Raw genomic sequence first — 25,380 nt, 5'->3', positions numbered from 1 at the left:
ACCCTCCTTTTGATACCCCGGGTTGTTGTAAAATGAAAACATCGTTAAAATAGTACTAAAGGGTTTGAATCTTTGCAGCAGAGGAGAGTGTTTCTTTGGGGCGTTTATTGGATGATATTATTGAATATAACCGCGGTTTTGTTGATAGAAAAGAATATGAGCCTTATTTGACCACAAAGTTCCCGGATAAAAAATTCGTCATTCTTACTTGCATGGACACAAGGCTTGTCGAACTTTTGCCAGCCAGCATGAACGTCAAGAACGGTGATGTGAAAATGATCAAGTCGGCTGGTGGTGTCGTTTCAACACCATTTGGCGGGGTCATGCGCAGTATCATTGTCGCCATTTATGAATTAGGCGCCGATGAAGTGTTTGTCATCGGTCATCATGATTGTGGCATGAGCCACCTGAACCCGGAGCAAACGAAGAAAAAATTTATTGAAAGAGGGATTAAGAAAGAAACCATTGAGGTGTTAGAACATTCGGGGCTTAACCTGGAAAAATGGTTAAGAGGGTTTAATGATGTAACAGAAAGCGTTAAAGCCAGTGTGAACCTTATAAGAAGCCACCCTCTTGTTCCTGACATTCCGGTTCATGGCTTAGTGATCGACCCGAAAACGGGCAAACTTGATGTCATTGAAGCAGGGTATAAAAAGACCAAATAGAAGCAGAGATGAAGGGCGTCTAAGGATGTCCTTTTTGAAATTGGTTATTTTCATAGAATAGCCTAAAATTTCCATGTGGAATTATGCTAACTTTTTCACAAATTAAATTGTAATCAATGGCCGAAAAGGTATAAACTAATAAAGATGACTAAAAACGTTCCGTATCATAAAGTTCTGCTCACTGCATCATTCCGTCCATGGCCAGTCGATTTGGTTATGATAGTGAAAGTTGGAGTGGCTTTATCATGGTATGGCGATTTAAATAGTAAAGGAGGACTTCCAGTATGTCAGAAACATCAACTCAACAACCATCTACTACCGAAACTGCGGCTCAATCGTCTGAAACTCGCCGTGGGCAACTTGATGTGCTTGATCAACTACTTAAACCTGAAGTTCAAGAATCGTTGTCAACACTAGTAGACAATCTTCCTAAATTGGCGGAAATGGTTACGTTTCTCACTGATTCGTTCGACTTCGTGAAGTCAGTATCAACAGATAAAGTGCTGGCTAATGATATTGTCGGCGGAATTAAAGAATTTTCCGAGCCAATTACAGGGAAAGTAAAGGAATTGGCTTCAGCCGCGGTTGAAGCAAGCGACCGTGCGGAAGCCGATCAATCATCAACGATTGGTTTATTCGGGCTTTTAAAAATGTTGAAAGACCCGCAAGTGCAAAAATTATTCCGATTTGCGCAAGCTTATTTAGACATTATGGCAGAACGACAAAAGCAAAAATAATGGATCTACTTACGATAAAGGAATGAACGGAGGGTTAAAATGCAAAAAAAAGTTGTTATTTTGGGCGGCGGTTACGGCGGTCTGCTTACTGCGCTAACAGCTCGAAAATATTTAGGGGCAAATGAAGCGCCGATTACACTCGTAAACCGTTATCCATCACATCAAATTATTACTGAACTTCATCGTCTTGCTGCAGGGAATTTAGCAGAAAAAGCGGTTGCATTGCCACTAGAAAAATTGCTTCGTGGCAAAGACGTCAATTTAAATATCAATACGGTTAAAGAAATTATTCCTGATGAGCACCGCGTCGTTTTAGCAGACGGTACAAGCCTTGACTATGAAGTGCTTGTTATTGCGCTCGGAAGTGAAACAGCGTTCTTTGGCATTCCAGGACTACAGGAACACAGTTTTGTTCTTAAGTCTGTTGATGATGCGAACCGTATTCGTGCGCATGTTGAATCATGCATCCAGGAATACAGCAAAACAAAAAATAAAGCCGATGCAACGTTCGTTGTTGGCGGAGGCGGTTTAACCGGCATCGAATTAATCGGAGAATTTGCCGACGAAATTCCAGCGCTATGCAAAAAATATGGTGTTTCTTTTGATGAAATTTCTTTATATGTTGTTGAAGCAGCGCCAACTATTCTACCAGGCTTCCCTGAAGATTTAGTAGAGCGTGCGCAAACAAGTCTGGGCGCCCGCGGCGTGAAGTTCATTACAGGTGTTCCTGTAACAAAAATGGAAGCGACAACTGTTGAATTGAAAGACGGAAGTAAAATTGAAACGAAAACGATGGTTTGGACAGGCGGCGTTCAAGGAAACTCTGTTGTTGCGAATTGCGGAATTGAAGTTAACCGCGGCCGTGCGACAGTTAATGAATTCCTTCAGTCCACATCGCATGAAGACATCTTTGTAGCGGGAGACAGTGCGGTAGTTATGGGCCCTGAAGGACGTCCATATCCTCCAACCGCTCAAATTTCATGGCAAATGGGTGAGGCAATCGGCTATAACTTATTTGCATACTTAAAAGGCGGCAAAATGGAAGAATTCAAACCGGTCTTCTCCGGAACGTTAGGAAGCCTTGGCCGTAAAGATGCCATTGCGACAATCGGCGAGAATAAAACGAAGTTAAAAGGCATTCCGGCATCCTTAATGAAAGAAGCAAGTAATGTCCGTTATCTTGCGCATATTAACGGTTTGTTTAGTAAACTGTATTAATCCATACGTAATCATCATTTCAAAAGCTGTGAAAATCTTTGTTAAAGATTTCATAGCTTTTTTTTTCAACATTTCATTAGACGAAAGCAGCGAAATCTCGGCAAAAAAACTACCTGATTTTTAATTGAACGCCGCTTAGTATTGTAAATTCATTCGGATTTTGTTGGACAAGCGAAAGATATGTAAGAAAAAACTTAGCAAACGAAGCAGATTGTGACAAACATTTCTCTTTGAAGTACGTATAATCATTTTTACAAAGACATACATTGATAAGTTAACGAAACGGATCTTGTCAGGAAGAAAGGGGGACCGGTTGATTCGTTTTCACGCACGTGCTTCATATAGATCATTTTGAAAAAAAGAAAGGAGAGGTTTTTAGTGGAACAGATGGTATCATTAATTTTCATTCTTCTTGTCACGATGAATGTGGTTGTCAATCGTTTGCTATTATTTTTGATCGATAAAGTAGGACAAGCTGTGCAGTTGAATAATGTGAAGCTAGCCTGCCTCTTTGCGAAAAAGGCGTCCGTCCGTAAAGAAGCGGGAGGGAACGAAACGTTTATCAATGCCAACTATCAACAAATGAAGGCGGTGGAGTGGCTGGATACGTCATAAGTAAAAAAACGTGCAATTACATAAAAAAAGGGGGGGATCAATTAAAGCAAACCGGATATGTTTCTTATGGTGGAAAAAAACGCAAACCTTATTTGGCAGCGGCCTGGATCACCGCTTGTCCCATGAGGTTTCTATAGAACGCGCGCGGATTTCGGGCAGTCTATTTAGGCTGTCCTTTTTCTTATGTAAAAAACGTGGTATGGTAACGTTAAAGTGTTGTTATGAAAGGTGAATGATGATGAATATTCAATTAAGCAAACTCATTTCGAAAATGGAAGAGCATCTTGATAAGATGAAAAAAATAGACGAACACTCTCCGAAGTTGCGTGAGCATGCCGTCGCTGTTAAAACGCTTTGCGATCTTTTGCTTGATGAAGATGATAAGCCGGTTGTAGAAACCAAAAAGTGGGTTCCCGCGACACCAATTCAAACGCCGCCAAACTTCAATGTATCGTCTGCCCCATCACGCTCAAAGCTTGATGATGACGATGACGCAAACGGTGAATCGATTTTTGACTTTTAATAGAGCGCCATATAGGTCTTTTGATGGATTTATTATTTGTGAGGAAGGATGTATAGAAACCTATGCCCTTTTTTAGTATAATGATTTTACGAACAAACGTTCTGTAAATGATCTATAGGAGGGAATGGGGATGGTAGGCACAGACAATTGGACTGGTTTAGTGAACCTTCTTGGCAATGTCGGCTTTCCGGTCGTACTGGCTATTTACTTAATGAGTCAATTTGAAAAGCGAATTCGAAGCCTGGAAGAAAGCATTGAAGAATTGCAGGATGAATTAGCAAATAAAAAAGTGAAACGAAGGAAATAGAAAGTATGGTTCAACAATAGTTCTCCAAGTGATCATTCCCAAAATTGTAATATTCATGTTTGCGATTAATGCTAAAATTTCGATATGATAAAAGAAAAACGGGAAGTGACATTTCTTATGAAAGTGTTTCTTATTATTGGCGCAATCAATGCAGCGCTTGCCGTAGCCTTAGGAGCATTCGGCGCACATGGCCTTGAAGGCAAGCTCTCGGAAAAAATGCTAGAAGTGTATAAAACAGGTGTACAGTACCATATGTACCACGCCTTAGGCATCCTTGCCGTCGCGCTTATCGCCAGTAAATTAACAAATTCAAGCCTCGTCAACTGGTCGGGATGGCTTTTGTTTATTGGGATTATTTTATTCTCCGGAAGCCTGTACGTGTTAAGTATGACAGGCATTTCGAAGCTTGGAATCATTACGCCTTTTGGCGGATTGGCCTTTATTATCGGCTGGATTCTTCTCGTTGTCGGAGCCGTTAAAGGACTGTAAAAAATGAAGCACGTTGCTTTTATATGAGCAACGTGCTTTTCTCTTGGCCAGGCCCTGGCAGCACTTCGCTATCACCGCGAAGGATAGGTCGCCATTTGCGAGCCGGTTTGTTGTTGGCCGGCATATGGATACGTATATTCAATTGGCTCATCAAACGTAATGTAATTGACAAATACCATTAAAATTAAATAACGCCTATGGGTTTGCGGATCTTCCAAAATGATATGGTCGCGTCCTGCCGCCTCAATTTCCCCTTTAAACGCCTTGGCATTCCATTTTTCATTATTTTCAAATGTACAGTAGACAGTAGCAACCTTCCCTTTGTTCAACCTTAAAATGTTTTCAATGTACGATTGTTCTAATGGCAGCTGCCCGGGTGCAGCGATGTCCGGCGGGCTGGGCGGATACATCGGCGAGCCGGGTCCTTGCACCGATGGCTGCGGCACACTGGTAGTTCCCGGGTATGCATAGCTCCCTTGTTGCCGCGGCATTCCCATTTGTGGAATGCTTCCATAGTAAGGAGGCATTCCGATCATTCCATCTCCATTTCCTTGATTATTCATCATACTCCTCCTCTAATGCGTGTTAAAACCCTCTTGGCCCTCTTTTGGCAGAGGTTGGTAAAACAGCAGGATGATAAAGTGGAAAAATAACTGCACATCCCCGTTCACCCCATTTATGTGAGTTTCTCTTTTAATGGTGAACATGTTCATAAAAACTATTTTATTAATATGAAAGGATAGAGAAGTTTAGACCATAAAAAAACTCCCTGAAAAACAGGGAGTCATCACTTATACGTGCAAAAACTTTGGCACGTTTTCTTTTGCTAAAAGGTTTCCTACATAGAAAGAGCCGAACTCGCCGTAGCGGGCACTCACTTCATCAAAACGCATTTCGTAGACTAGTTTTTTAAATTGGAGCACATCGTTGGCAAATAACGTTACGCCCCATTCCCAATCATCAAAGCCAACAGAGCCAGTAATGATTTGCTTTACTTTCCCTGCATAGCTGCGTCCGATCATGCCGTGGCTGTACATCATCTTCTTGCGCTCTTCCATTGAAAGCATATACCAGTTGTCATTTCCTTCCCGGCGCTTGTCCATCGGGTAAAAGCAAACATAGTTCCATTTTGGAAGAATCGGCTTCAAGCGCCCTTGAATCATTGGGTCCGTCTCAGGATCTTTGTCGTTCGAAGGATTGTAGTTGCTCAGCTCAACGACCGATACGTATGAATACGCAGGAATCGTATATTGAGCAAACGTTGTTTTATTAAACGCATTTTCAATTTCATTCAGCTCTTCCATTGTCGGCCGTAAAAGCATCAACATGAAGTCGGCTTTTTGCCCAACGATCGTATACAGCGCGTGGCTTCCTTCTTTTTTCGCTTCAACGTTTTCCCACTTTTCAAGAAACGTTAAAAACTCTTTCGTCGCATAGTCGCGCTCTTCACTTGAAAGGGCTTTCCATGCGCCCCAATCCATTGTGCGGAAATCATGTAAACAATACCAGCCTTCTAGCGTTTGTGCGGCTTCACTCATGAATTTCACTCCTTTAATATCAATGAATTAACAAATTAACACTCCATTATTAACTATACCATACTGAAAACCCGAAACAAAAAAATCCCGCCGTAAACGGCAGAATGCCATTAAAAGGTTCATTTTTTGGAATACTGGATAGTTTCCATTCATACATCATAAAAGAAGAAGTCTGAAGGGAGAGGGCTCTATGCATAAACATAATATTGAGGAAGTCGAATGGACGGACCGTGCTCCCCATACGCACCATTATTCGACAAGAACAACGGTAGACTTTGGCCATTCCCATACCGTTCAGGGAACGACATCGCCCGCTGAAAATACAATCGGACACGTTCATTCTTATCAAGGGACGACGACGTTTGAAAACGGCCACGTCCATCATTTTTCCGGCCATACAGGACCACCCGTCCACCTTGCAAACGGGACGCACTATCATGAGTTTTCGGGAACGACGACGTTTGATGACGGGCATACGCATCATTACTCAGGTAAAACAAGTGCGGGATAAAGTTAATAAACAAACTCTCCTTAGAGAAGGAGAGTTTGTTCGTTTAAAAGGATTTTCTTCGGTGGCGAAAAATAAGATAACCAGTTCCAATGAGGGAAACGAAAAGACCGATGCTACCATATAAGAATGGAATGGGGAGCCGGGTTCGGGTAAATTTTTGCTTGTACCGCCAGATCCTCCTACAGAAGCGTCGTTTCCGTTTTCATCTAAAATGGGTTTAGCATCTTTATAACGCTCTTTAATATCTTTTCTAAACTCAGAAAAGTGTATATATAAGAAGCTATTATTAGCTTCACGGCAAGTCTCTTGAAATGATTAACTTTGTGCCAATATTACCGTTTCTTGGCCTTTTTTCGATTATATAAATTCCGTTTTCTACTTGCAGATCAAAAATATTTTTTTCTTTCAACTTTCCTATTTTATTGATGGTATTACCAGTTACCTCATATTGAGGTGCTATTTTCATGGCATTTGGACAATAAACAGTGTATTTCCGACAATAAATCGATTCCATCGGACAATAAATGGTCTGTGTCGGACAATAAAATGAGTAGTTTCTTTCGCTTATTGTCCAAAAGTAAGATTTTATTGTCTAAACTGGATGATTTATTGTCCAAATAAGAGCACTTTTTGTCCGAGAACAAAATCATTTTACATCATGTAACGATTCGTGATCGTTTTTCCTCATTTCAAAGATCTAACGAGGTGTTCTTAAAATAAAAATGTTCGATTACTGAAATTCAAACTATTTTTCTAGAAGGGGCACTAGTATCTGTTTCAGTGTTCGCATCTGCGAATACTAATTCTGGAAAAGCTATACTTGTGGCTAATAAAGTTGTTACAGCGGTTAAATCTAAAAATCCTTTAAATTGATTTTTAACATTTATGTCATTGTTTGAATCTGTATCTAAGCAAAGTATAGTTTTAGTTTACACCACAAAATAACGAGTAATTTTCGTATTTTTACGTTTATACTGGTAAGGAAACGTAGTAAACTAAGCATGGTATAAAAGCATTATAGGAGGTTTTCTTTTTGGGTGATTTATTTTTAGAGTTAAAAGAAAAGGTAGAGAAGGCGTATCCTTCCATCGTTTTTCCTGAAGGTACAGATGAGAGGATTTTAGAAGCGGCAAGCCGCCTTGCAGAAGAAAAGGTGCTTCAGCCGATTTTGTTAGGCAACGTCAATGAAGTTCAAGGAAAGGCAAAAGCGCTCGGGCTTTCATTAGGAGAAACACAAATCATTGATCCGAAAGAGTACGACGGGTTTGATGAGCTTGTCGCTGCTTTTGTCGAGCGGCGGAAAGGAAAGGCGACGGAAGAGCAGGCACGGGAGCTTTTGCTTGATGAAAACTATTTCGGAACGATGCTCGTCTATACAGAAAAAGCGCACGGTCTCGTTAGCGGAGCGGCTCATTCGACAGCTGATACCGTTCGTCCCGCTCTGCAAATCATCAAGACGAAAGAAGGCATTCAAAAAACGTCAGGCGCGTTTATTATGGTTCGCGGGGAGGAAAAATACGTTTTCGCCGATTGTGCGATTAACATTGCCCCATCCAGCTCCGACCTTGCAGAGTCGGCCATTACGAGCGCGCATACGGCCCGCGTGTTCGGAATTGACCCGAAAGTAGCGCTGTTGAGCTTTTCGACAAAAGGATCAGCTCAATCGGAAGAAACGGAGAAAGTGGTTGAAGCGACGAAACTGTTAAAAGAAAAACAGCCAGATTTTCCGTTTGATGGCGAATTGCAATTTGACGCTGCATTTGTGCCGGAAGTAGCTAAGAAAAAAGCGCCCGGATCAGCACTTGAAGGACGGGCAAATGTCTTTATTTTCCCGGGTCTTGAGGCAGGGAACATCGGCTACAAAATGGTACAACGACTTGGCGGGTTTGAAGCAATCGGACCGATCCTTCAAGGGCTCAACAAGCCGGTTAACGACCTTTCCCGCGGCTGCAATGCAGAAGATGTGTACAAGCTTGCTTTAATTACGGCGATGCAGGCATTATAAAAAAAATCCGCTAAGAACCTTCCTTTCTTAGCGGATTTTCTATTCTTCTTCGTCCTCAAGGGAAAACACATTCTTCAAATCGATTTCAAGGTCGCTAAAGAGGTTAGCCCGAATTTTGTCTTCTCTGAAATAGTGGCCAGTTCGCTTTTCAAGCAAATTGACTTCAATCGTCTGATTGTAAGGATCGACAATCCAATATTCCTTAACTCCTGCCTGCTCATACTTATTGTACTTTAAAACACGGTTATTCCTCGCTGTAGCCGGAGAAAGGATTTCAATGACGAGATCAGGTGCCCCAATTATGCGCTTGCTTTCAATTTGGGTTTCATTACAAACGACAATTAAATCGGGTTGTACCCAATTTTTTATGTCGCAATAAGGGGTTTCTTTGTCAACAAATAAACAAATGTCGATAGGCGAAGTAAAAAGTCACAATCTTTACCCCGCAAATACATTCCGAATTCAAGCGTTAGTTCCCGTGCCACTCGTTGATGCTCCGGAGATTTAAATAAACTTTTAAAAAAAGTCAGGAGAATTTTCCATGAAAAAAAGTCTTTTATTTACATCAACCATATTGTTAGTAGTCGTTCAATTTACTATTCTTTATTTTTGGATAATTAATTGGGAAGGGCTATACTCAACTTTTGGACTACTAATTTGGGGTATCTCCATTATTTTCGGTATTTTAATTTGCGTGCTTTATACTTCTTTAAAGAATAAAAAAGGAATTTACATCGTTTTAAAAAGGGTTCAGCTTATATCCACCTCAATCACAATACTTTTGGTAATTATATCTTTAATTATTGATTTTGCAGTAAAATCAATGCCATAAAGGTGGGAGTTGTGGGTTATTCAGCTACGCTATATTGCCGCAAAAAATGAAGACTGCCGGGATTTTCCCGGCAGTCTGTCGTAAATTGAAAGAATTAAAACGCCCAATTCCCATTGCGGAATACAGGCTCTCTTGTGCCGTCTTCCAAAATGCCGTCAATGTCCATTTCGGCTGAGCCGATCATGAAGTCGACGTGCGTGATGCTGACGTTTAAGCCATTTTTTTGAAGCTCTTCTTCCGACATTTTCTTGCCGCCTTCAATGCAAAAGGAGTATGCGCTGCCAATCGCCAGATGGTTAGAGGCATTTTCGTCAAATAACGTATTGTAGAACAAAATGTTAGACTGTGAGATCGGGGATTGGTGCGGAACTAAAGCAATTTCCCCTAAGTAATGGGAGCCTTCGTCTGTTTCGACAAGGCGTTTTAATATGTCCTCACCCTGTTCGGCTGTCACATCGACAATTCGTCCATTTTCAAATGTCATCTTAAATTTATCAATTAAGTTCCCGGCGTAGCTGAGCGGCTTTGTACTTGTCACATAGCCATTGACTCCGTCTTTTTGCGGAGCGGTGAACACTTCTTCGGTCGGCATATTCGCCATAAATTCAATCCCTTGTTCATTCACGCTTCCTGCCCCCACCCATATATGGTTTTTCGGCAGTTCTATCGTCAAATCCGTGCCTGGAGCTTTATAATGAAGCGCCTTATATTTCTTTTCATTCAAATAATCGACTTTTGTATGCAAGTTTTGGTCATGCTCTTTCCACGCCTGAACCGGATGGTCTGAGTCAATCCTTGTTGCTTTAAAGATCGCATCCCATAATTTATCCACACGTTCTTCGCGAGGTTCATCAGGGAATACTTTGTCAGCCCACGCTTCGGACGCCGCTGCAATCACCGTCCAGCTCACTTTATCTGACTGTATGTATTGCCTGAACGTATTTAACGCTTGTCCGGCTGCCTTTTGCGAATTGGAAATCCGCTCAGGATCAATCCCTTTTAAAAGATCCGGGTTATTGGACGTAATGGAAATGAAGGCGGCCCCTCTTTCGGCGAGTTGAATCTTTTCCTGTGCTTTCCACTCAGGGTACTCTTTAAATACTTCATCAGCGGCTTTTTCATATTTTAAGCGAGACAGCTCGTCATCCATCCAATCAACATGAACGTTTTTTGCCCCGGCTTCATACGCTTTTCTAGCAATAAGCCTCGTTAAATCTGCCGAATGCAAGTTGGAAGAAATGACAACCTCCTGTCCGGGTTGAATATTGACCCCCACTTTTACGGCAAGTTCAGCGTACTTTTCTAAATTCTCCTGAAATGTCGACATCCACATTCTCCTTTTTAAAAGAATTCGCTATCATTTTAACAAAAATAGGTAAAGTATTAAAATGACTATGATTATAAATTCTAAGTTGCAAATGAAATATCCTTCTAAAAAGCCTTCCTCTAGTCAAAAAGAACTATTGTCAAACGATGGGCAATCGGTTATGATGTGGTTGTGCTTTTAATAACAACAAAAAAGTTTCAACTAGGGGTGTCCGGTAGTCCGGGCTGAGAATAAGGCGCGATTAAGCCTTTAAACCCTCTGGACCTGATCTGGTTCATACCAGCGTGGGGAAGTTAGAATGGCAACGATCAATGGGGAAAGTGCAGGCTTTCTTCCATTTTCAGGCCGGGTCCTAAATCAATGGGATCCGGCTTTTTTATTGTTTACAAACAAGTGAAGTTGCCTTCGCCTTAAGGCTGTTTTGATCGGCTTATTTTTCTGAACATGCGGGTTTTTTCCGGATCTCGTCCTTTTCATTCAAAAAAGAAAAAGGAGAGATGCAAGTTGAGTCAACCATCCATTAGCGAGAAAAACATTTCCATCATGTCTAATTTTTCCGGAAGCAAGAAAGTATACGTTCAAGGCTCGAGGCCGGATATTCAAGTGCCGATGCGGGAAATTTCTTTAAGTCCTACAACCGGAACGTTTGGTGAGAGTGAAAATCCTCCGGTTAGAGTGTATGACACAAGCGGGCCATACACCGATGAAACCTATACGGTTGATATTACAAAAGGACTTCCGGCCATCCGGCGAAACTGGGTGCTGGAACGAAACGATGTAGAAGAGTATGAAGGCCGTGAAGTGAAACCGGAAGATAACGGTTATAAAGCTGGAAGCAAAGCGCAAGCAGAAGCTTATCCTGGTCTTGTCCGAAAACCGCTCAGGGCGAAAAAAGGGCAAAATGTAACGCAAATGCATTATGCGCGGAAGGGAATCATCACCCCGGAAATGGAGTTTATTGCGATTCGGGAAAATGTCTCTCCGGAATTCGTCCGTGATGAAGTCGCAAAAGGGCGTGCCATCATTCCGGCGAACATTAACCACCCTGAAAGCGAGCCGATGATTATTGGGCGAAACTTCCATGTGAAAATTAACGCAAACATTGGAAATTCAGCCGTCACCTCTTCTATTGAAGAAGAAGTGGAAAAAATGACATGGGCGACTCGCTGGGGCGCCGATACGATGATGGATTTATCAACAGGGAAAAACATTCATACAACGAGGGAATGGATCATCCGCAACTCGCCTGTCCCGGTTGGAACCGTGCCAATTTACCAGGCGCTTGAAAAAGTGAATGGCATTGCCGAAGAACTTACCTGGGAAATATACCGCGATACGCTAATTGAGCAGGCTGAACAGGGTGTCGATTATTTCACCATTCACGCAGGTGTTCTCTTGCGCTATATTCCGCTGACGGCAAAGCGCGTAACAGGTATCGTCTCACGTGGTGGCTCAATTATGGCGCAATGGTGCCTGGCGCATCATAAGGAGAATTTCCTTTACACCCATTTTGAAGAAATTTGCGAAATTATGAAAACGTATGACGTTTCTTTCTCGTTAGGGGATGGATTGCGTCCGGGATCGATTGCCGATGCGAATGATGAAGCGCAATTCGCTGAACTAGAGACGCTTGGCGAGTTGACGAAAATCGCCTGGGGTCATGATGTTCAAGTGATGATTGAAGGCCCGGGCCATGTCCCGATGCATCTCATCAAAGAAAACGTTGATAAACAAATGGAAATTTGCCAGGAGGCCCCGTTTTATACCCTTGGTCCGCTTACAACGGACATTGCCCCGGGATATGACCATATCACCTCGGCAATCGGTGCGGCGATGATCGGCTGGTTTGGAACGGCGATGCTCTGTTATGTCACGCCGAAAGAACATCTCGGTTTGCCAAATAAAAACGACGTAAGAGAAGGGGTTATTGCCTATAAAATTGCAGCCCATGCGGCAGATCTTGCAAAAGGCCATCCGGGGGCGCAAAAACGGGATGATGCCCTGTCGAAAGCGCGCTTTGAATTCCGCTGGCGCGACCAGTTTAACCTATCTCTTGATCCGGAGCGGGCGCTTGAATACCATGATGAAACATTGCCGGCCGAAGGGGCGAAGACGGCGCATTTTTGCTCAATGTGCGGCCCGAAATTTTGCAGCATGAGAATTTCGCAGGACATTCGCGAATATGCGAAGGAAAAAGGGCTTGATGGGCAAGGTGCGATCGAAGAAGGCTTAAAGGAGAAGGCAAAGGAATTTAAAGAAAAAGGCGGGCAAATTTATTCATAAACGAGGAGCCACACTCTGGCGAAAGAATAGAAGGAAGGGCTGGGATGCTCGATGAATCGTGCTGAAGAAATCGTGAAGGAAATCAAGGACCTTCATGTAAAGCTCGAACAGATGAAAAATGAGTTGAAACAGCTGCAGGAAAGCTGCGAGCATCAGTTTATCGAAGAGCCGTTTATGCGGACTTGCACAAAATGCTGCTATATCGAAGGAACGCACTATTAAAATCGTAAAGGCGCTGCAAAACTAATCGCAGCGCCTTCTATTCATTTTATAGGCAAAGCAGCAGTATGCATAAAATTTCCGGTCATTCCATTTTTATAATAAAATTTTTAATTTGAAATAACGGCGTAACACTTAAAAAATAATATGTTAACCGAACGTAATGTATGTGTAAAAAACGATTGATATACTCGGTTTTGGACAATGATTGATGTCCTTTCTTTTAGTTTTAGCCTAAAAGAAAGGCTTTTTTTATTTTTGAAGCAATCCGCCTTTACATATGCCAGATGGGGAAATTGTTACAAATAGAAGGTGTTATAGCGAGAAAGGAGTTTTGTTTTGGAAGATTTTATGCTCGTTTTGTTTTGTTTATCGATCGCTTTTCCAGTGATTCATTCCATCCATTGTTTGCCCTGGTTCCGCAAGCGTGACAAAAAGGTGAAGCACAATGTTGAACAAGAGAAGGGGATCAGCATTTTAATTCCCTGTTACAATGAGCAAGGAATGATCCAAACATCGATTGAAAACATGAAATCATTATCTTATTCGGAGTCGGAGATTATTTATATTAACGATGGTTCAACGGATCATACGCTGTCCCTTTTTAACAAACTGTTAAAGTTAACCCCGAGCTCAAAAGCTCCGCTCGGAAAGCTGACTCATAAAAAGGTAAAAACGGTCTATCAATCTGAGCTTTATCCTCATATCTATGTTTTAGATAAAGTAAACGGTGGAAAGGCTGATTCGTTAAATGCCGGCATTGAATTCGCCAGCCATGATCTGGTTGTAACGCTCGATGCAGATACGATTTTGGCCGACGGGGCTTTATCAGCCGTTAATGGAACATTTGAGGATCAAGAGGTCGTTGCAGCGGGTGGCATGGTGCATGTGTTGCAAACGAAAGCTTCTTCCCCTTTAACTGGCTTATCTTTACTTAAAGCAAACATGTTAATCCGAGCCCAATCGCTAGATTTCTTGAGAGCTTTCTATATTCTTAAAGTTTCGCTGGCACGCTTTCGTTCTCTTGCTATTATCTCGGGGGCGTTCGGCATTTTTAGGAAACAGACGCTTTTAGACGTGGGTGGCTATCGAATAACATTAGGGGAAGACATCGACATAACGTTGCAGATTCATAGATATTTGTCCAAACATAAAAACCAAAAGATTGTATTCATACCGGAAGCTGTCAGTTATACAGAATTGCCTGAAACATGGAAAGATTTATTCAAGCAACGCATACGCTGGCAAAAAGCGTTTATTGATTGCCTCATTCATTATCGTTCGTTTTTTTGGAAAAACTTATTTGCCAGGTCGGTTTCTTTTTTCTATATATTTGAGTCATTCCTTGCGGGTACTCTCGCCGTATATCCTATGACTGGAGTATTTGTAGTAGATGGCATCATTAACTATTCTTCCTTTGTCCACTATTTCCTCCTTTACTTGCTTTTTATTTTCGTATTGGGGTTTGCCTATGACATGGTGGCAATTGGAATGGGTGAATACTATGGATTTGCGTACCAGGATAATGATTTCTACCGGTTGCTAGTAACCATCCTCTTTGATATTTTTGTTTACCGATTTGTCATTATTTTTTGTGTGCTATATGGAAGCATCGCTTATTTCTTTGATAACAAGAGTTGGAATAAGGTTTCCCGCACAGGACGGAATTATCAAACGGATTCCCAGTCTGCAGCATAAGATTTATAGATCAAGTGGGAGACTCATATGCTACCCTTAATCGAGATATGAATAACCCGATTTTCCTCGCCAGGGAAGCTCGGGTTTTCTATTTAGCTACGAATTTTGACGAATGAATGGAGGAACGTGAATGGCTACACACCAAAGATCGCCAAAAAGCCCTTTCAAGCGGCTTTTGCGCAGCATACTTGCAGCTTGTTTATTACTACTCTTCTCCGTGTGCGGTTATGGAGGGTATTTGGCTTATAAGCTGAAAACAACAGCTGATGCGAGCAATGTGCTGCCGCGGGAAAAATCGGATTTGCGAAAGAAGAAAGTTACGATTGGAAAGGATCCAGTAACGATTTTGTTGCTCGGTGTGGAAAAGTACGGTGGGAGTGAGCCGCCTCATTCTGATTCAATGATGTTGGTGACGCTCAATCCAAAAACTAAACAAACTTCCATCCTGAGCATCCCGAGGGATACAAGGACCTATATCCCTATCGAGAAACGAGAAGATAAGATGACTCACGCTTATGCGTTCGGCAGTGAAAAAGGTAAAGGCGAAGCTGTAAATGCAAGCATAGAGTCCGTTGAACATTTTCTCCATGTTCCTGTGGATTACTATGTCACTGTTAACTTTAAAGCTTTTAAAGAAGTGGTTGACGACCTTGGCGGGGTCACCGTCAATGTGCCTTTTTCTTTTAAGCAACATGCGATGAATGCGATCGGCGGAGGCGTGGTCTCTTACCATAAAGGCGAAATGCATTTAGATGGCCGTGAAGCGTTAACTTTTGCGCAAATGCGAAAAAAAGATCCGCAGGGGGATTTTGGGCGCCAGAAGCGACAGCAAGAAGTTCTTCAAGCCGTTGCAGACAAGGCATTGTCGATTAAGAGCGTCACAAAGGCTGATAATCTGCTTGAAACAGTAGGCGACAATGTCACTACAAACATTTCGATGAAGGAGCTTTTAAAGCTGAGAAGCTACTACGAGTCCATCCAAGGGAAAAAAATAGACCGTTATGTTTTTACCCATAGTCCAGACACGAACAAGAATATCGGAAACGTTTATTATTTTGAGCCAAAAGAGGAAGAAGTAGAGAAGATTAGCAGGCAGCTCCAAAAAAATCTTGGACTATAGGGCGATATTTGAAATAAGTTGCGTTGGATAAGGATCCATTACGTCGGGAGAGAAAAATGAAGAAATTCGTGGTCATTTTCCCTTTTGTGTGCTTGCTTGGATTGACCTTAGTACCGGACTTTGCCAAATCACCTGCCAATCCGCCACTTTCTGTTGGCTTAGTAAAGGCGGACAAAGCAAATGTGTATTCGTTGCCGGCGGCAAATTCCCCCATTTTAACCGTTTTAAAAAGGGGAGAAGAATTTCCAATCATGTCATCCTCAGCCGGAGATGCTATGGATCCCATTATCCATAAGGTGAAAAAAGGTGAGACGCTATGGATCATCTCTAACCGGTACGGCATTTCCGTAAGCGAGCTGCAAAAGGAGAACCAATTAACAACAAAAAACTTAAACGTCGGACAAACATTAAAGATTCCAGGGAAAACGTTAAATTATAAAGTAAAGAGAGGGGATACCATTGGGGAAATTGCTTCAAGATTAAAGGTATCTGCCAATGAGTTAATGAAATTCAACCATTTGCACTCCTCAAAGCTCCATACAGGACAAAGGTTGAAAATCCCTGATTATTACGTCCAAATTCAATGGCTTGGAGGCAAAAAAGGATGGATTAAAAAATCTCTCCTCCAATCCAGGAACATAAAGCGGGTCATGATGGGCTGGAACGATAGGGGGACGACGAAGTCTTACATTCAACAAAACAAAAAGACAAACGTAAACGTCGTATCCCCCCGCTGGTTCACGTTAAGCTCTACAGGAAATTTTGTTACAGACTCGGGCGATCCGCGTTTTGTCCTGGAAAGCCATGCCGAGGGTCAACAAGTCTGGCCGTTGATCGGCAACAAGTTTGATCCTGTGTTGACTGGCCGCATACTTGCGGATCCAAAAAAACGCCAAAAGCTCGTAAAAGCACTGCGGGATTCCTTGGTGAAAACAAATAGCGACGGAATTAACGTTGATTTTGAAAACATGAACATTAAAAACAAGCACGATTACGTCCTGTTCATAAAGGAACTAAAAAAGGAACTTGACCCTTTTGGCATCGTGGTTTCAGTAGATGTAAGCAGGCAAAGCAAAGATCCTAATTGGTCGGGCAGCTTTGACCGGCATGAACTTGGCAAAAACGCGGATTTTGTTATTATGATGGGATATGATGAACATTGGGGAGGAGGAAGCAAAGCAGGGTCTGTCGCATCGCTTCCCTGGGTCCGCGATGGAATCGAGCAGTTAATGAAAGAGGTTCCGTCCCAGAAAATTATCCTTGGCGTTCCGTTTTATACGAGAGAATGGGTGACGGATCGGGCCACCCATAAGGTGGAAAGCTATGATCGGGCGATGCCGGAAGCTGAAAAATGGATCAAAGAAAAGAAACTTCGAAAGATCTGGGATGAAAAAACGTCCCAATACTATGTGAAATATACGGCTAAAGGAGAAACACATCAACTATGGACGGAAGATCGACAATCAATGGCGCTTCGCCGTGACCTCGTGAATGAATACCATCTGCGTGGCATCGCCGTCTGGCGAATTGGGTTTGAAAGTCCTGATATTTGGAAGGCGCTTCGTTCCTTTCGATAAGATCGTGTTTTACGGAAAACAAAAGGCACTGCAGGATACCCGCAGTGCCTTGCTTTATGTGCTATCACCGAGAGAAAAAGCACCGAGAGAAAAAGGGAAGAGAACGGCGAAGAAAGAAACATTAGAAGTTGTGAAAAATAGAGTCGGCATCTACTAGTGCCCTTCCAGCTAAGAAAGTTCTTATTTTCAAGAATCCATTTTCGCCTGTAAAAAAATAAAAAAATAGAAGCAAAAAACAGGATCAAACTTCTCTAGTGTGGTGCTATTTCATGGCATTTGGACAATAAACGGTTGATTTCCGACAATAAATCGTTTCCATCGGACAAGAAGTAGCCTCAGTCGGACAATAAATTTAGTATTTTGTACACTTATTTGTCCAAAAGTAAGATGTTATTGTCTTAACCGGATGACTTATTGTCCAAATAAGAACATTTATTGTCCGAGAACGAAATCATTTTAAATCATGAAACAATTCGTGAGTCATTTTTCCTCATTTCACAGATCTAACGAGGTGTTCTTTCGATTACTGAAATTCAAACTATTTTTCTAGAAGGGTACTAGGAATGCGACTTAAGGTAGGAGGCGGTCTGGTTGAAGATTGACGCTTATTTGGAACGGTTTCATGCAGAAGGAAACAGCTAAAGATATTGGTGATTTAACGTATTTGCAACAGCGGCATATGCATGATGTGCCATTATAACCAGACTTCTCCTGAATCCCATTTCACTCACCGGGATTCTCATCAACAGGAAGAGTGACACTTTCCGATAATATGCTAACGATCTCCGGGGAAATAAAAAGATAAAAACTATGCAAAAAGTACTTCGGCATTGAAATATAATCAAAAAAAGCACGAAAGAGCATTAGCTCTCCAGTGCTTTTTCATTGCGCTCAAAGACGCGCTTATAGTTGGCTTCATATAACGGAATTTCTCCCACCGTAAGCTGGGTAGAGGTGAGCCGGTCTGTCACACTGTTCAATACATTGAATAATTGAAGCATTAAATCTTGAACTGACACGTGCTGACCCATTAATTCGGTCAGTGAAGCCATTACGCAAGGATCGATTTTTGGATACACGAACTTCGTCTCTTCGCCTTGCAACCCTCGATTGTAAAATTCCCGGATCATTTCTGCCCTTCCTGCACCACTGCCGTCCGCGCAAAGATAGATTTGTACGGCGACGCCGCCGCGGATGCGCCGCTGGGAAATGCCGGCAAATTTTTTTCCGTTAATGCTTAAATCATAGCTTCCCGGGCAATACGAACCAACAATTTCGCGTGCTTCAAACGAAACGTTGTAAGGGGCGAGCATCCGCTCTATAAGTTCCACCATCGTATCATAGCCTCTGTTAATATCAATCGTCTTCTCCTTTTCGGGAAGGACGATGGAAATGTTCAAAACGCCTTCATCAAGAACGACTGCAAGCCCCCCGGAATTGCGGACGATGACGTTATATCCAATCGAGCGCAAAAATTCAACGCCCTTTTGCAAATGGGGAAGCCGGCTATCCTGGATGCCGAGGACGATCGTTTGATGGTGGACCCACGTCCGTACGGTCGGCGGCGCTTCACCGCTCCCGACAGATGTGCATAAAGTATCGTCCATTGCGAAGGATTGCAATGCGCTGAAGGTCGGTCCAAGGCTGGATTGATCAATGATCCGCCAAGTCGGTTGGTTTAACAATGATTCGCTCATACTAATTTCTCCGCTACGATAATAAAAGTTTTTGGAATGCCACGGTCGAATTCTTCACGGTGAGACTCTTCAACAAGCGTCTGGATCCATAATCGTTCTTTGCCGATCGCAGTTACAATTTCCCCTAACGTCCATTTGCGCAAGCTCACTTGAAATGGTTTTCGTTCTTCCGCCGTCGCATAGCGCAATTCTGGCAAAAACTTCGAATAGGCGACTTCCGTTACTTCAAGTGCCGTATCAAAATAGTTTCCCGTCACTTTATGCTTCCGGACGGCCTGGCTCCTCCCCTGTGACGTAATCAATTTAGTCGATACGGGATGGAAATCTTGCAGAACAAGCTTCCCCCCTGCCTTCAACAACCGCGAAACGACCTGGAAAAATGGGGTGAGATCTGTAAAGTAGTGCAGTATCCCGAGTTCCGTAAAAACAAGATCATAGTCACCCGTTAGCTCATCTTCGGGCAAGTTCAGCACATCCTGAACGACATAGCGAATGGAGACATTGGCGCTATCCGCAAGCTCCCCTGCATACCGGCTATTCGATTCGGAAATGTCAATCACCGTCACATCGGCTCCAAGAAGTGCGAGCGCAACGGCTTTGCTGCCATGGGAGCCGAGAAGATTGCACACCTTTTTCCCATTTACATTGCCAATATATTGATCTAGCGGCTCAAGCCTTTTTAATGGATCTTTTTTAATTTTTTCAGCTGCCTCATGCGGCATCCCGAAACGATTAACCCAGGCATCATATGATTTTGCATTCCAGGCCTGGCCGTTTTTTTCTTGACTTTTTTCTTCCAAAGCAAAAATCCTCCTGCATGTAAACGTATCTACTTACAGTATAGCTTTTTCGATCTAATTTCACCATCCAATGAAAAAAATCGGCGACAAAAAAAGAACATTCAAAAACACTATCCTCCATATACTGTGATGTATGTCTTACTTTTATAAGAGGGGGTTAGTGATTTGAGCACTTCAAGAATTTTAAAATGGGTGACAGGGGCATTAGAAATCTTATTGGGAATCCCCGTGTTAGGAGGATTAATTGTTGTTAGTCTTGCCTGGGTTCCACTGGGGATTATGCTCGTCCTTCACATTATCACACTCGTGTTTTCATCAAATGAAAGAGCTGCAAAGCATGGAAGTATATTGGGTATTGTTACCAATTGTCTGGCATGGATTCCATTCGTAGGGATGATTCTTCACCTTATAACGGGGATCATCTTAATGATCGATGCCGCACAGAGCCATAAAACTGAGCCGAGTGAATCTTAAGATTATCAGTAGAGCCGGTCGCTATTTAATGCGTCCGGCTTTTGTGCGGAAAAGAAAACTCCAGGCTATGACCAGGATTCTGTATTAAAAAAACCCCCCTGCGGTGCTAAAATATTTTTGGGTCGTCTGGAAGGTGAAGGTAGTCTTCTTCCGTATATTTAGGAATTCAACTATGAATGGGGGAGACATAATGTCTAAGAAAAAAGTAATGTTGGATATCATTGTTTACACTCTTTTGTTAATTTTCTTCTGTTTTTGGAATATAAAAGATCATCTTCCTTCATATTTTTGGATAGTAAGCATTATTTTATTGATAATAATTGTTTTCAAGTTTAAAGAGCTTTTAAAATGATTTCGTTTTTATAGGCGAAAATTTATTCTTGAAAATAAGAATCCAGTTTCGGAAGCCATGCCAATAAATTAGCCCCTCTAAGAATTAAAAACCCTAATAAATTGGAGGATAATCGGTACCCATTATTTTTAATCCGATGTTAACTCCGGTCCGAAAAAAAATTCTATTTGAGAAGTGAATCGAAAAGGAATAAAATAAAAGAGCAGAGTAGAAAAAACAACATGATTGCCCTTCTATGTAGAAACATGTAGAAGGCTTTTCTTTTTTTAAACGAGTTGAAGGAGATCCCCACTTATGACCAGGACACTTGGAAAGCTACATGAAGAAAAAGTATTTAAAGATCCTGTCCATCGCTACATTCATGTACGTGACGAGCTTATTTGGCGGTTGATTGGGACAAGGGAGTTTCAGCGCCTCAGACGGATTCGCCAGCTTGGGACGACGTATTTGACCTTTCACGGAGCGGAGCACAGCCGGTTCAGCCATTCTCTCGGTGTCTATGAAATTACGAGACGGATCATGAACATCTTTCAGGAAAGATCCGATTGGAATCCTGATGAAAGAATGCTCGTTTTATGTGCCGCGCTGCTTCATGATGTAGGACACGGGCCGTTCTCCCATTCTTTTGAAAAAGTATTCCAGGTTGATCACGAAGACTTTACACGCGATATTTTGCTCGGGGAAACGGAGGTCAATCAAGTGCTTCGCCTGGAGGGAGAAGACTTTCCCGAAAAAGTGGCCGATGTCATTGCAAAAACGTATCCGAACAAGCTTGTCGTCAGTTTAATTTCCAGCCAGATCGATGCGGATCGGATGGATTATTTATTGCGTGATGCCTATTTTACAGGGGTAAGCTATGGGAATTTCGACATCGAGCGGATTTTGCGCGTCATGCGCCCGACAGATGACGGGGTCGTTTTCAAATCAAGCGGAATGCATGCGGTGGAGGACTATATTATGAGCCGCTACCAGATGTATTGGCAAGTATATTTCCACCCGGTGACGCGGGGCGCAGAAGTGATTTTAAGGAAAATTCTGCACAGAGCGAAGGAATTGTACATGAACGGCTATCAATTTGAAAAAGATTTATCACATTTTGAATCGATTTTTCGTGGTAAAATGCCACTAGACGACTATATTCGACTTGATGAAGGCGTAATGCAATATTACTTTCAAATTTGGCTTGATGAAAAGGATGAAATTTTACAAGATTTATGTACCCGTTTCTTAAATCGCAAACTATTTAAATATACAGAAATGGTGCCGATGGCCGACGCCTATCAATTAAAGGAACTTTTCAAGGAAGCGGGCATCGATCCGGAGTATTATCTTGTCCAGGACTCCTCTTCTGACTTGCCCTACGATTTTTACCGTCCCGGGGAGCAGGAAGAGCGATTGCCGATCCAATTAGTGAAACCGAATGGGGACATTGCCGAGCTTTCCAGAGAGTCAGATGTGGTGGAGGCGATTTCTGGGAAACGGAGAACGGATCATAAGCTCTATTATCCTTTAGACTTGATTGAAAAAATAGAGAATGTGCCATTGAAAAATAAAATTAAAGAAATGTTACATAGAAAATAATTGGTAAGGGGGAGCGGCTATGTTTGAAGATCACCTCAAAGTTGTTAAGGTGATTAAAGAAGCTGGTGAAATCGTCGGGCGGAAAAAGCTGCAAAAAATGGTCTATATCGCGAAGAAATTGGACTTTCCGTTCCAGGAGAAGTACCAGTTTCATTTTTACGGCCCTTATTCGGAAGAACTGACGCTTCGCATTGAAGAATTGTGCAATCTTGGATTGATTGAAGAAACGAAAGAAAAAGTGAGCGGCTATTCGCAATATCGCTATTCCTTGAATGCAGAAGGCGAAAACTTTTTAGAACAGTACGGAAAGGACATCCCGAAGCTAAAGGAATGCGTCCGCTCCATGAATGAGCAGTCGTCCCGGTTTTTGGAGCTCGTATCAACGATTCTTTTCTTCTTCCACTTATCCGTTGATGAAGTGAAAACAAAGATTCACACGTTGAAACCGAAGCAAAAATATACCGATGAAGAAATTCAGCAAGGCTATGCCTACATTGAAAAACTGAAGGAAATAAAGCAGTAAAGGAAAGCCCGGCGATACGTTCGCCGGGCTATTTCAACCGTAACGTGGATAAAGATATAGAAATATTGAAAAGCAAAATACTTTTTTTGCCACGGTTAAACCCCGAACTTCGCTATTTAAGACGATTTCGGGGTTCTTATTTTTTATGATTGATGAAGGGCATAACCTTTAAATTTGTAATGGTATTTTTTAGCCAGTGCCTTAAATGATTGATAAGAGCTTGTTATGTAAACCGGTGTGCCAACGGATACTTGGCTGAACAGCCATCTAACTTCTTTATTGTACATCCGGATACAGCCCCCGCTCACGTATTTTCCAATGGATTTGGAATTATTGTTTCCATGAATCGCGTATGTCGTTCCCCACGTACCACGGGCATTTAAGCCCAGCCACCGGTCGCCTAATGGGTTTCTTGGGTCGCCCCCTTTTATATGCCCCTTATAATACGGCCTGTTTTTGATTTTGTTGACGATTTTGAACTTTCCTTCGGGAGTATAAGAAGGTTTTCTTCCGGTCGCAACAGAGGCTACTAATCTCATTTTGCCATTATGGAAGAAAGCAAGTTTATTATAAGTTTTGTTAATGATGATCAAGTCTTTATTTGACTTTGCACTGGCATTAGATGTCGCCCCTCCACATAAAACGGCAGTAGCCAAAAAGGTAACAGTAAGTGCCTTTTTTAAATTCAAACGATCACCCACCAATCAACAATTCTACTATTAAGTACAAAAACTATCAGTTTATAGATAATTTTAACACTATATGTATAAGTTTGTAAATAATACCTTATTATTCTATTTTGATGTTTTGGAGGTATTAACTGTGAAACACCAGTTCGGGTACTAGAAAAAGATAGTACTATCCGGAACACGGGGAATGAAGTATAACTAGTTACAACGGTTATTCCAATTTGCTAGTGCCCCTTCAGCTAAGAAAGTTCTTATTTTCAAGAATCCATTTTCGCCTGTAAAAAAAATTAGAAGCAAAAAACAGGATCAAATTTCTTCAGTGTGGTGCTATTTTCATGGCATTTGGACAATAAACAGTGGATTTCCGATAATAAATAGATACTATCGGACAATAAATGGCCTCAGTCGGACAATATAATGAGTATTTTTTTCACTTATTGTCCAAACGTAAGATGTTATTGTCTAAACCGGATGATTTATTGTCTAAATAAGAGCACTTATGGTCTGAGAACGAAATCATTTTAAATCATGTAACGATTCGTGATCGTTTTTCCTCATTTCACAGATCTAACGAGTGTTCTTAAAATAACGAATGTTCTATTACTGAAATCCAAACTATTTTTCTAGAAGAGGCACTAGAAAGGTGTTTTAAATCATGAAAAATTCAACGATCACCGTCTTTTCTTTGTTGGCATCAGTTGTCGGTTTTATTTTCAGCCTATCGTTTCAGTCAATGGCTTATTGGGATCACGAAGTAACAATGTTGTGGTACTGGGTTGGGGCCATCTTATCTTATATCTTTTCAGGGCTCGCTTATAGCTCTAACCAGGAGAAAAATAAAATTAAGTCGTTTCGATTTAACTTGCATGAGCATTAGCATAGCTTTAATACTAATCACTTTCTATTGGACCACAATTGTTATCATTGCATGGCAGGCGGGCTGGTAATTGAAGAATTAGAACTAACTATATTAGGAATGTCAAATCGCCAAAGAGGATTATTGGAGGAAGAGAAAAGAGCAAAGTCTACTCTTTCCCCGTTATTTTCTTTAAATGAATTTGAGTTTTATGAATTTGATTGTCTTGTTTCCAATGCAAATAAACCACTAATTTTTTATTGTTAATAGTCTTATAAGGCTCCATTTCTACAAAGCCAGTATTATCCGGGAAAGATATTCTCATTTCTTTTTTACTCGTTCGTTCCTGTTTATCCCCTGTATGGTACTTACCATTAACCCTAAATTGAAGGAAGGTTATATCGGTTTTATCTACTGCCTTTTTGTCACCTAACCAGTATGCTTTTCCAAAATAACTAACATGATCTGACTCTTTATCCTTAGCAATGACAGCTTTCCATTTTCCATCAGTGCTGATACCTTCCCATCTCGGGTATTCCAGTAAGCTTCGGCTTTTTTGTTATGTATAAACCAGAAAGCACCGCCAATTGCCACGATTAAAATGACTACTGTAATAAAGATAAAAAGCTTCCTTTTCTCCGATTTCTTCATGGTGCACCTCCTTTTTTCTCCAATTGATCCTTAAATTTAAAAATAACATATTATTTCCGATCTTTAATACATAGTTGAAGCGCAAAAAAACGA

28 protein-coding genes and 1 riboswitch are annotated in these 25,380 nt (G+C 41.7%); of the genes, 19 read left to right on the top strand and 9 right to left on the bottom strand.

Annotation, left to right across the window (positions count from 1 at the left end; translation table 11 throughout):
• Nucleotides 1–95: 95 nt before the first annotated feature.
• The 7 genes from H538_RS0118415 to H538_RS0118385 all read left to right on the top strand — a co-directional run bounded on the left by H538_RS0118415 (nt 96) and on the right by H538_RS0118385 (nt 4,554).
• Nucleotides 96–665, top strand: coding sequence for a beta-class carbonic anhydrase (locus H538_RS0118415; protein WP_026678821.1), 570 nt, complete (start codon nt 96–98; stop codon nt 663–665).
• Nucleotides 666–949: 284 nt separating this feature from the next.
• A complete protein-coding gene (locus H538_RS0118410; protein WP_026678820.1) occupies nt 950–1,402 on the top strand; it encodes a helical membrane plugin domain-containing protein in 453 nt (150 codons plus the stop codon).
• Between the two features lie 39 nt (nt 1,403–1,441).
• A complete protein-coding gene (locus tag H538_RS0118405) occupies nt 1,442–2,620 on the top strand; it encodes an NAD(P)/FAD-dependent oxidoreductase (protein ID WP_026678819.1) in 1,179 nt (392 codons plus the stop codon).
• Nucleotides 2,621–2,998: 378 nt separating this feature from the next.
• Nucleotides 2,999–3,235, top strand: coding sequence for a hypothetical protein (locus H538_RS0118400; RefSeq protein ID WP_026678818.1), 237 nt, complete (start codon nt 2,999–3,001; stop codon nt 3,233–3,235).
• 238 nt (nt 3,236–3,473) lie between these two features.
• Entirely contained in the window at nt 3,474–3,758 is a 285-nt protein-coding gene (locus tag H538_RS0118395; RefSeq protein WP_026678817.1) for a YwdI family protein, read from the top strand.
• A 130-nt stretch (nt 3,759–3,888) separates the two neighbouring features.
• Nucleotides 3,889–4,065: a YvrJ family protein gene (locus tag H538_RS25795; protein ID WP_154658031.1), complete on the top strand. Its 177-nt coding sequence runs from the start codon at nt 3,889–3,891 to the stop codon at nt 4,063–4,065.
• Between the two features lie 117 nt (nt 4,066–4,182).
• Complete coding sequence (locus H538_RS0118385; RefSeq protein ID WP_026678816.1) at nt 4,183–4,554, top strand: DUF423 domain-containing protein; 372 nt, start codon at nt 4,183–4,185, stop codon at nt 4,552–4,554.
• Nucleotides 4,555–4,625: 71 nt separating this feature from the next.
• On the opposite strand, the gene gerQ is transcribed toward H538_RS0118385, so the two are convergent.
• Both gerQ and hemQ read right to left on the bottom strand, forming a co-directional pair.
• Nucleotides 4,626–5,117, bottom strand: coding sequence for a spore coat protein GerQ (gene gerQ / locus H538_RS0118380; RefSeq protein ID WP_407636407.1), 492 nt, complete (start codon nt 5,115–5,117; stop codon nt 4,626–4,628).
• A gap of 228 nt (nt 5,118–5,345) precedes the next feature.
• Entirely contained in the window at nt 5,346–6,092 is a 747-nt protein-coding gene (hemQ, locus tag H538_RS0118375) for a hydrogen peroxide-dependent heme synthase (protein WP_026678814.1), read from the bottom strand.
• Between the two features lie 190 nt (nt 6,093–6,282).
• Between hemQ and H538_RS0118370 the strand changes: the two genes are divergently transcribed.
• Together H538_RS0118370 and pta are read left to right on the top strand one after the other, a co-directional pair.
• Nucleotides 6,283–6,603: a YmaF family protein gene (locus tag H538_RS0118370; RefSeq protein WP_035351544.1), complete on the top strand. Its 321-nt coding sequence runs from the start codon at nt 6,283–6,285 to the stop codon at nt 6,601–6,603.
• Between the two features lie 1,033 nt (nt 6,604–7,636).
• Nucleotides 7,637–8,608 (top strand): phosphate acetyltransferase, encoded by a 972-nt coding sequence (pta, locus tag H538_RS0118360; RefSeq protein WP_026678812.1) that lies wholly within the window; start codon nt 7,637–7,639, stop codon nt 8,606–8,608.
• Nucleotides 8,609–8,647: 39 nt separating this feature from the next.
• Here the strand turns inward: pta and H538_RS27170 are convergent, their stop codons facing one another.
• Nucleotides 8,648–8,926: a Uma2 family endonuclease gene (locus H538_RS27170; protein WP_407636410.1), complete on the bottom strand. Its 279-nt coding sequence runs from the start codon at nt 8,924–8,926 to the stop codon at nt 8,648–8,650.
• A gap of 223 nt (nt 8,927–9,149) precedes the next feature.
• On the opposite strand from H538_RS27170, the gene H538_RS0118355 reads away from it, so the two are divergent.
• The gene (locus tag H538_RS0118355; protein ID WP_026678811.1) at nt 9,150–9,440 is read left to right on the top strand and encodes a hypothetical protein; all 291 of its coding nucleotides are present in this window, start codon (nt 9,150–9,152) and stop codon (nt 9,438–9,440) included.
• 94 nt (nt 9,441–9,534) lie between these two features.
• Here H538_RS0118355 and H538_RS0118350 read toward each other — a convergent pair whose 3' ends face one another.
• Nucleotides 9,535–10,767 (bottom strand): aminopeptidase, encoded by a 1,233-nt coding sequence (locus tag H538_RS0118350; RefSeq protein WP_026678810.1) that lies wholly within the window; start codon nt 10,765–10,767, stop codon nt 9,535–9,537.
• 193 nt (nt 10,768–10,960) lie between these two features.
• Nucleotides 10,961–11,075, top strand: a riboswitch (TPP riboswitch).
• A 235-nt stretch (nt 11,076–11,310) separates the two neighbouring features.
• Here H538_RS0118350 and thiC point away from each other — a divergent pair.
• The 5 genes from thiC (at nt 11,311) to H538_RS0118320 (ending at nt 17,664) form a co-directional block, all read left to right on the top strand.
• The gene (gene thiC, locus H538_RS0118340) at nt 11,311–13,050 is read left to right on the top strand and encodes a phosphomethylpyrimidine synthase ThiC (protein ID WP_407636409.1); all 1,740 of its coding nucleotides are present in this window, start codon (nt 11,311–11,313) and stop codon (nt 13,048–13,050) included.
• A gap of 51 nt (nt 13,051–13,101) precedes the next feature.
• The gene (locus H538_RS26290) at nt 13,102–13,272 is read left to right on the top strand and encodes a hypothetical protein (protein ID WP_154658030.1); all 171 of its coding nucleotides are present in this window, start codon (nt 13,102–13,104) and stop codon (nt 13,270–13,272) included.
• Nucleotides 13,273–13,608: 336 nt separating this feature from the next.
• Nucleotides 13,609–14,967 carry a glycosyltransferase family 2 protein gene (locus tag H538_RS24405; protein WP_081412715.1) on the top strand — a complete coding sequence of 453 codons (1,359 nt, stop codon included), beginning with the start codon at nt 13,609–13,611 and terminating at the stop codon, nt 14,965–14,967.
• Nucleotides 14,968–15,097: 130 nt separating this feature from the next.
• Complete coding sequence (locus tag H538_RS24400; protein ID WP_051291559.1) at nt 15,098–16,087, top strand: LCP family protein; 990 nt, start codon at nt 15,098–15,100, stop codon at nt 16,085–16,087.
• A 56-nt stretch (nt 16,088–16,143) separates the two neighbouring features.
• Complete coding sequence (locus H538_RS0118320; RefSeq protein ID WP_035351540.1) at nt 16,144–17,664, top strand: LysM peptidoglycan-binding domain-containing protein; 1,521 nt, start codon at nt 16,144–16,146, stop codon at nt 17,662–17,664.
• Between the two features lie 863 nt (nt 17,665–18,527).
• Here the strand turns inward: H538_RS0118320 and lipL are convergent.
• Together lipL and H538_RS0118295 are read right to left on the bottom strand one after the other, a co-directional pair.
• Nucleotides 18,528–19,367, bottom strand: coding sequence for an octanoyl-[GcvH]:protein N-octanoyltransferase (lipL, locus tag H538_RS0118300; protein ID WP_026678807.1), 840 nt, complete (start codon nt 19,365–19,367; stop codon nt 18,528–18,530).
• On the bottom strand, nt 19,358–20,161 hold the full coding sequence (locus H538_RS0118295) for a class I SAM-dependent methyltransferase (RefSeq protein WP_026678806.1): 804 nt from the start codon (nt 20,159–20,161) through the stop codon (nt 19,358–19,360). The genes lipL and H538_RS0118295 overlap by 10 nt, the downstream gene beginning before the upstream one ends.
• 165 nt (nt 20,162–20,326) lie before the next feature.
• On the opposite strand from H538_RS0118295, the gene H538_RS0118290 reads away from it, so the two are divergent.
• From H538_RS0118290 to H538_RS0118275, 3 genes are all read left to right on the top strand, one after another.
• Nucleotides 20,327–20,635 carry a hypothetical protein gene (locus H538_RS0118290; RefSeq protein ID WP_026678805.1) on the top strand — a complete coding sequence of 103 codons (309 nt, stop codon included), beginning with the start codon at nt 20,327–20,329 and terminating at the stop codon, nt 20,633–20,635.
• A gap of 646 nt (nt 20,636–21,281) precedes the next feature.
• Nucleotides 21,282–22,568: an HD domain-containing protein gene (locus H538_RS0118280; RefSeq protein WP_026678804.1), complete on the top strand. Its 1,287-nt coding sequence runs from the start codon at nt 21,282–21,284 to the stop codon at nt 22,566–22,568.
• Nucleotides 22,569–22,587: 19 nt separating this feature from the next.
• A complete protein-coding gene (locus H538_RS0118275; RefSeq protein WP_026678803.1) occupies nt 22,588–23,091 on the top strand; it encodes a YwgA family protein in 504 nt (167 codons plus the stop codon).
• A 143-nt stretch (nt 23,092–23,234) separates the two neighbouring features.
• On the opposite strand, the gene H538_RS0118270 is transcribed toward H538_RS0118275, so the two are convergent.
• On the bottom strand, nt 23,235–23,780 hold the full coding sequence (locus H538_RS0118270) for a L,D-transpeptidase (RefSeq protein ID WP_051291558.1): 546 nt from the start codon (nt 23,778–23,780) through the stop codon (nt 23,235–23,237).
• A gap of 655 nt (nt 23,781–24,435) precedes the next feature.
• Between H538_RS0118270 and H538_RS24395 the strand changes: the two genes are divergently transcribed.
• Complete coding sequence (locus H538_RS24395) at nt 24,436–24,657, top strand: hypothetical protein (RefSeq protein ID WP_026678801.1); 222 nt, start codon at nt 24,436–24,438, stop codon at nt 24,655–24,657.
• A 148-nt stretch (nt 24,658–24,805) separates the two neighbouring features.
• Here H538_RS24395 and H538_RS27165 read toward each other — a convergent pair whose 3' ends face one another.
• Both H538_RS27165 and H538_RS26835 read right to left on the bottom strand, forming a co-directional pair.
• Nucleotides 24,806–25,123 carry a DUF4944 domain-containing protein gene (locus H538_RS27165; protein ID WP_407636408.1) on the bottom strand — a complete coding sequence of 106 codons (318 nt, stop codon included), beginning with the start codon at nt 25,121–25,123 and terminating at the stop codon, nt 24,806–24,808.
• Complete coding sequence (locus H538_RS26835; protein WP_026678800.1) at nt 25,066–25,287, bottom strand: flagellar basal body-associated FliL family protein; 222 nt, start codon at nt 25,285–25,287, stop codon at nt 25,066–25,068. The genes H538_RS27165 and H538_RS26835 overlap by 58 nt, the downstream gene beginning before the upstream one ends.
• Nucleotides 25,288–25,380: the final 93 nt, after the last annotated feature.

The sequence above is a fragment of the Fictibacillus gelatini DSM 15865 genome, assembly GCF_000430745.1.
GTDB classification, from domain to species: Bacteria; Bacillota; Bacilli; order Bacillales; family Fictibacillaceae; genus Fictibacillus_A; species Fictibacillus_A gelatini.
The sequence above is the reverse complement of the archived record's forward strand: the minus strand, read 5'-3'. Positions and strand labels throughout refer to the sequence as shown.

Excerpts from the sequence above, each read along its gene's own strand:
- H538_RS26290 (WP_154658030.1), top strand. The coding sequence starts at position 13,102 with ATGAATCGTGCTGAAGAAATCGTGAAGGAAATCAAGGACCTTCATGTA.
- H538_RS26835 (WP_026678800.1), bottom strand. The coding sequence starts at position 25,287 with ATGAAGAAATCGGAGAAAAGGAAGCTTTTTATCTTTATTACAGTAGTC.
- gerQ (WP_407636407.1), bottom strand. The coding sequence starts at position 5,117 with ATGAATAATCAAGGAAATGGAGATGGAATGATCGGAATGCCTCCTTAC.
- hemQ (WP_026678814.1), bottom strand. The coding sequence starts at position 6,092 with ATGAGTGAAGCCGCACAAACGCTAGAAGGCTGGTATTGTTTACATGAT.
- H538_RS0118370 (WP_035351544.1), top strand. The coding sequence starts at position 6,283 with ATGCATAAACATAATATTGAGGAAGTCGAATGGACGGACCGTGCTCCC.
- H538_RS0118395 (WP_026678817.1), top strand. The coding sequence starts at position 3,474 with ATGAATATTCAATTAAGCAAACTCATTTCGAAAATGGAAGAGCATCTT.
- H538_RS24395 (WP_026678801.1), top strand. The coding sequence starts at position 24,436 with ATGAAAAATTCAACGATCACCGTCTTTTCTTTGTTGGCATCAGTTGTC.
- thiC (WP_407636409.1), top strand. The coding sequence starts at position 11,311 with ATGTCTAATTTTTCCGGAAGCAAGAAAGTATACGTTCAAGGCTCGAGG.
- H538_RS24400 (WP_051291559.1), top strand. The coding sequence starts at position 15,098 with ATGGCTACACACCAAAGATCGCCAAAAAGCCCTTTCAAGCGGCTTTTG.
- H538_RS0118405 (WP_026678819.1), top strand. The coding sequence starts at position 1,442 with ATGCAAAAAAAAGTTGTTATTTTGGGCGGCGGTTACGGCGGTCTGCTT.
- H538_RS0118355 (WP_026678811.1), top strand. The coding sequence starts at position 9,150 with ATGAAAAAAAGTCTTTTATTTACATCAACCATATTGTTAGTAGTCGTT.
- H538_RS0118385 (WP_026678816.1), top strand. The coding sequence starts at position 4,183 with ATGAAAGTGTTTCTTATTATTGGCGCAATCAATGCAGCGCTTGCCGTA.
- H538_RS0118410 (WP_026678820.1), top strand. The coding sequence starts at position 950 with ATGTCAGAAACATCAACTCAACAACCATCTACTACCGAAACTGCGGCT.
- H538_RS25795 (WP_154658031.1), top strand. The coding sequence starts at position 3,889 with ATGGTAGGCACAGACAATTGGACTGGTTTAGTGAACCTTCTTGGCAAT.
- H538_RS0118320 (WP_035351540.1), top strand. The coding sequence starts at position 16,144 with ATGAAGAAATTCGTGGTCATTTTCCCTTTTGTGTGCTTGCTTGGATTG.
- H538_RS0118350 (WP_026678810.1), bottom strand. The coding sequence starts at position 10,767 with ATGTCGACATTTCAGGAGAATTTAGAAAAGTACGCTGAACTTGCCGTA.
- H538_RS0118280 (WP_026678804.1), top strand. The coding sequence starts at position 21,282 with ATGACCAGGACACTTGGAAAGCTACATGAAGAAAAAGTATTTAAAGAT.
- H538_RS0118275 (WP_026678803.1), top strand. The coding sequence starts at position 22,588 with ATGTTTGAAGATCACCTCAAAGTTGTTAAGGTGATTAAAGAAGCTGGT.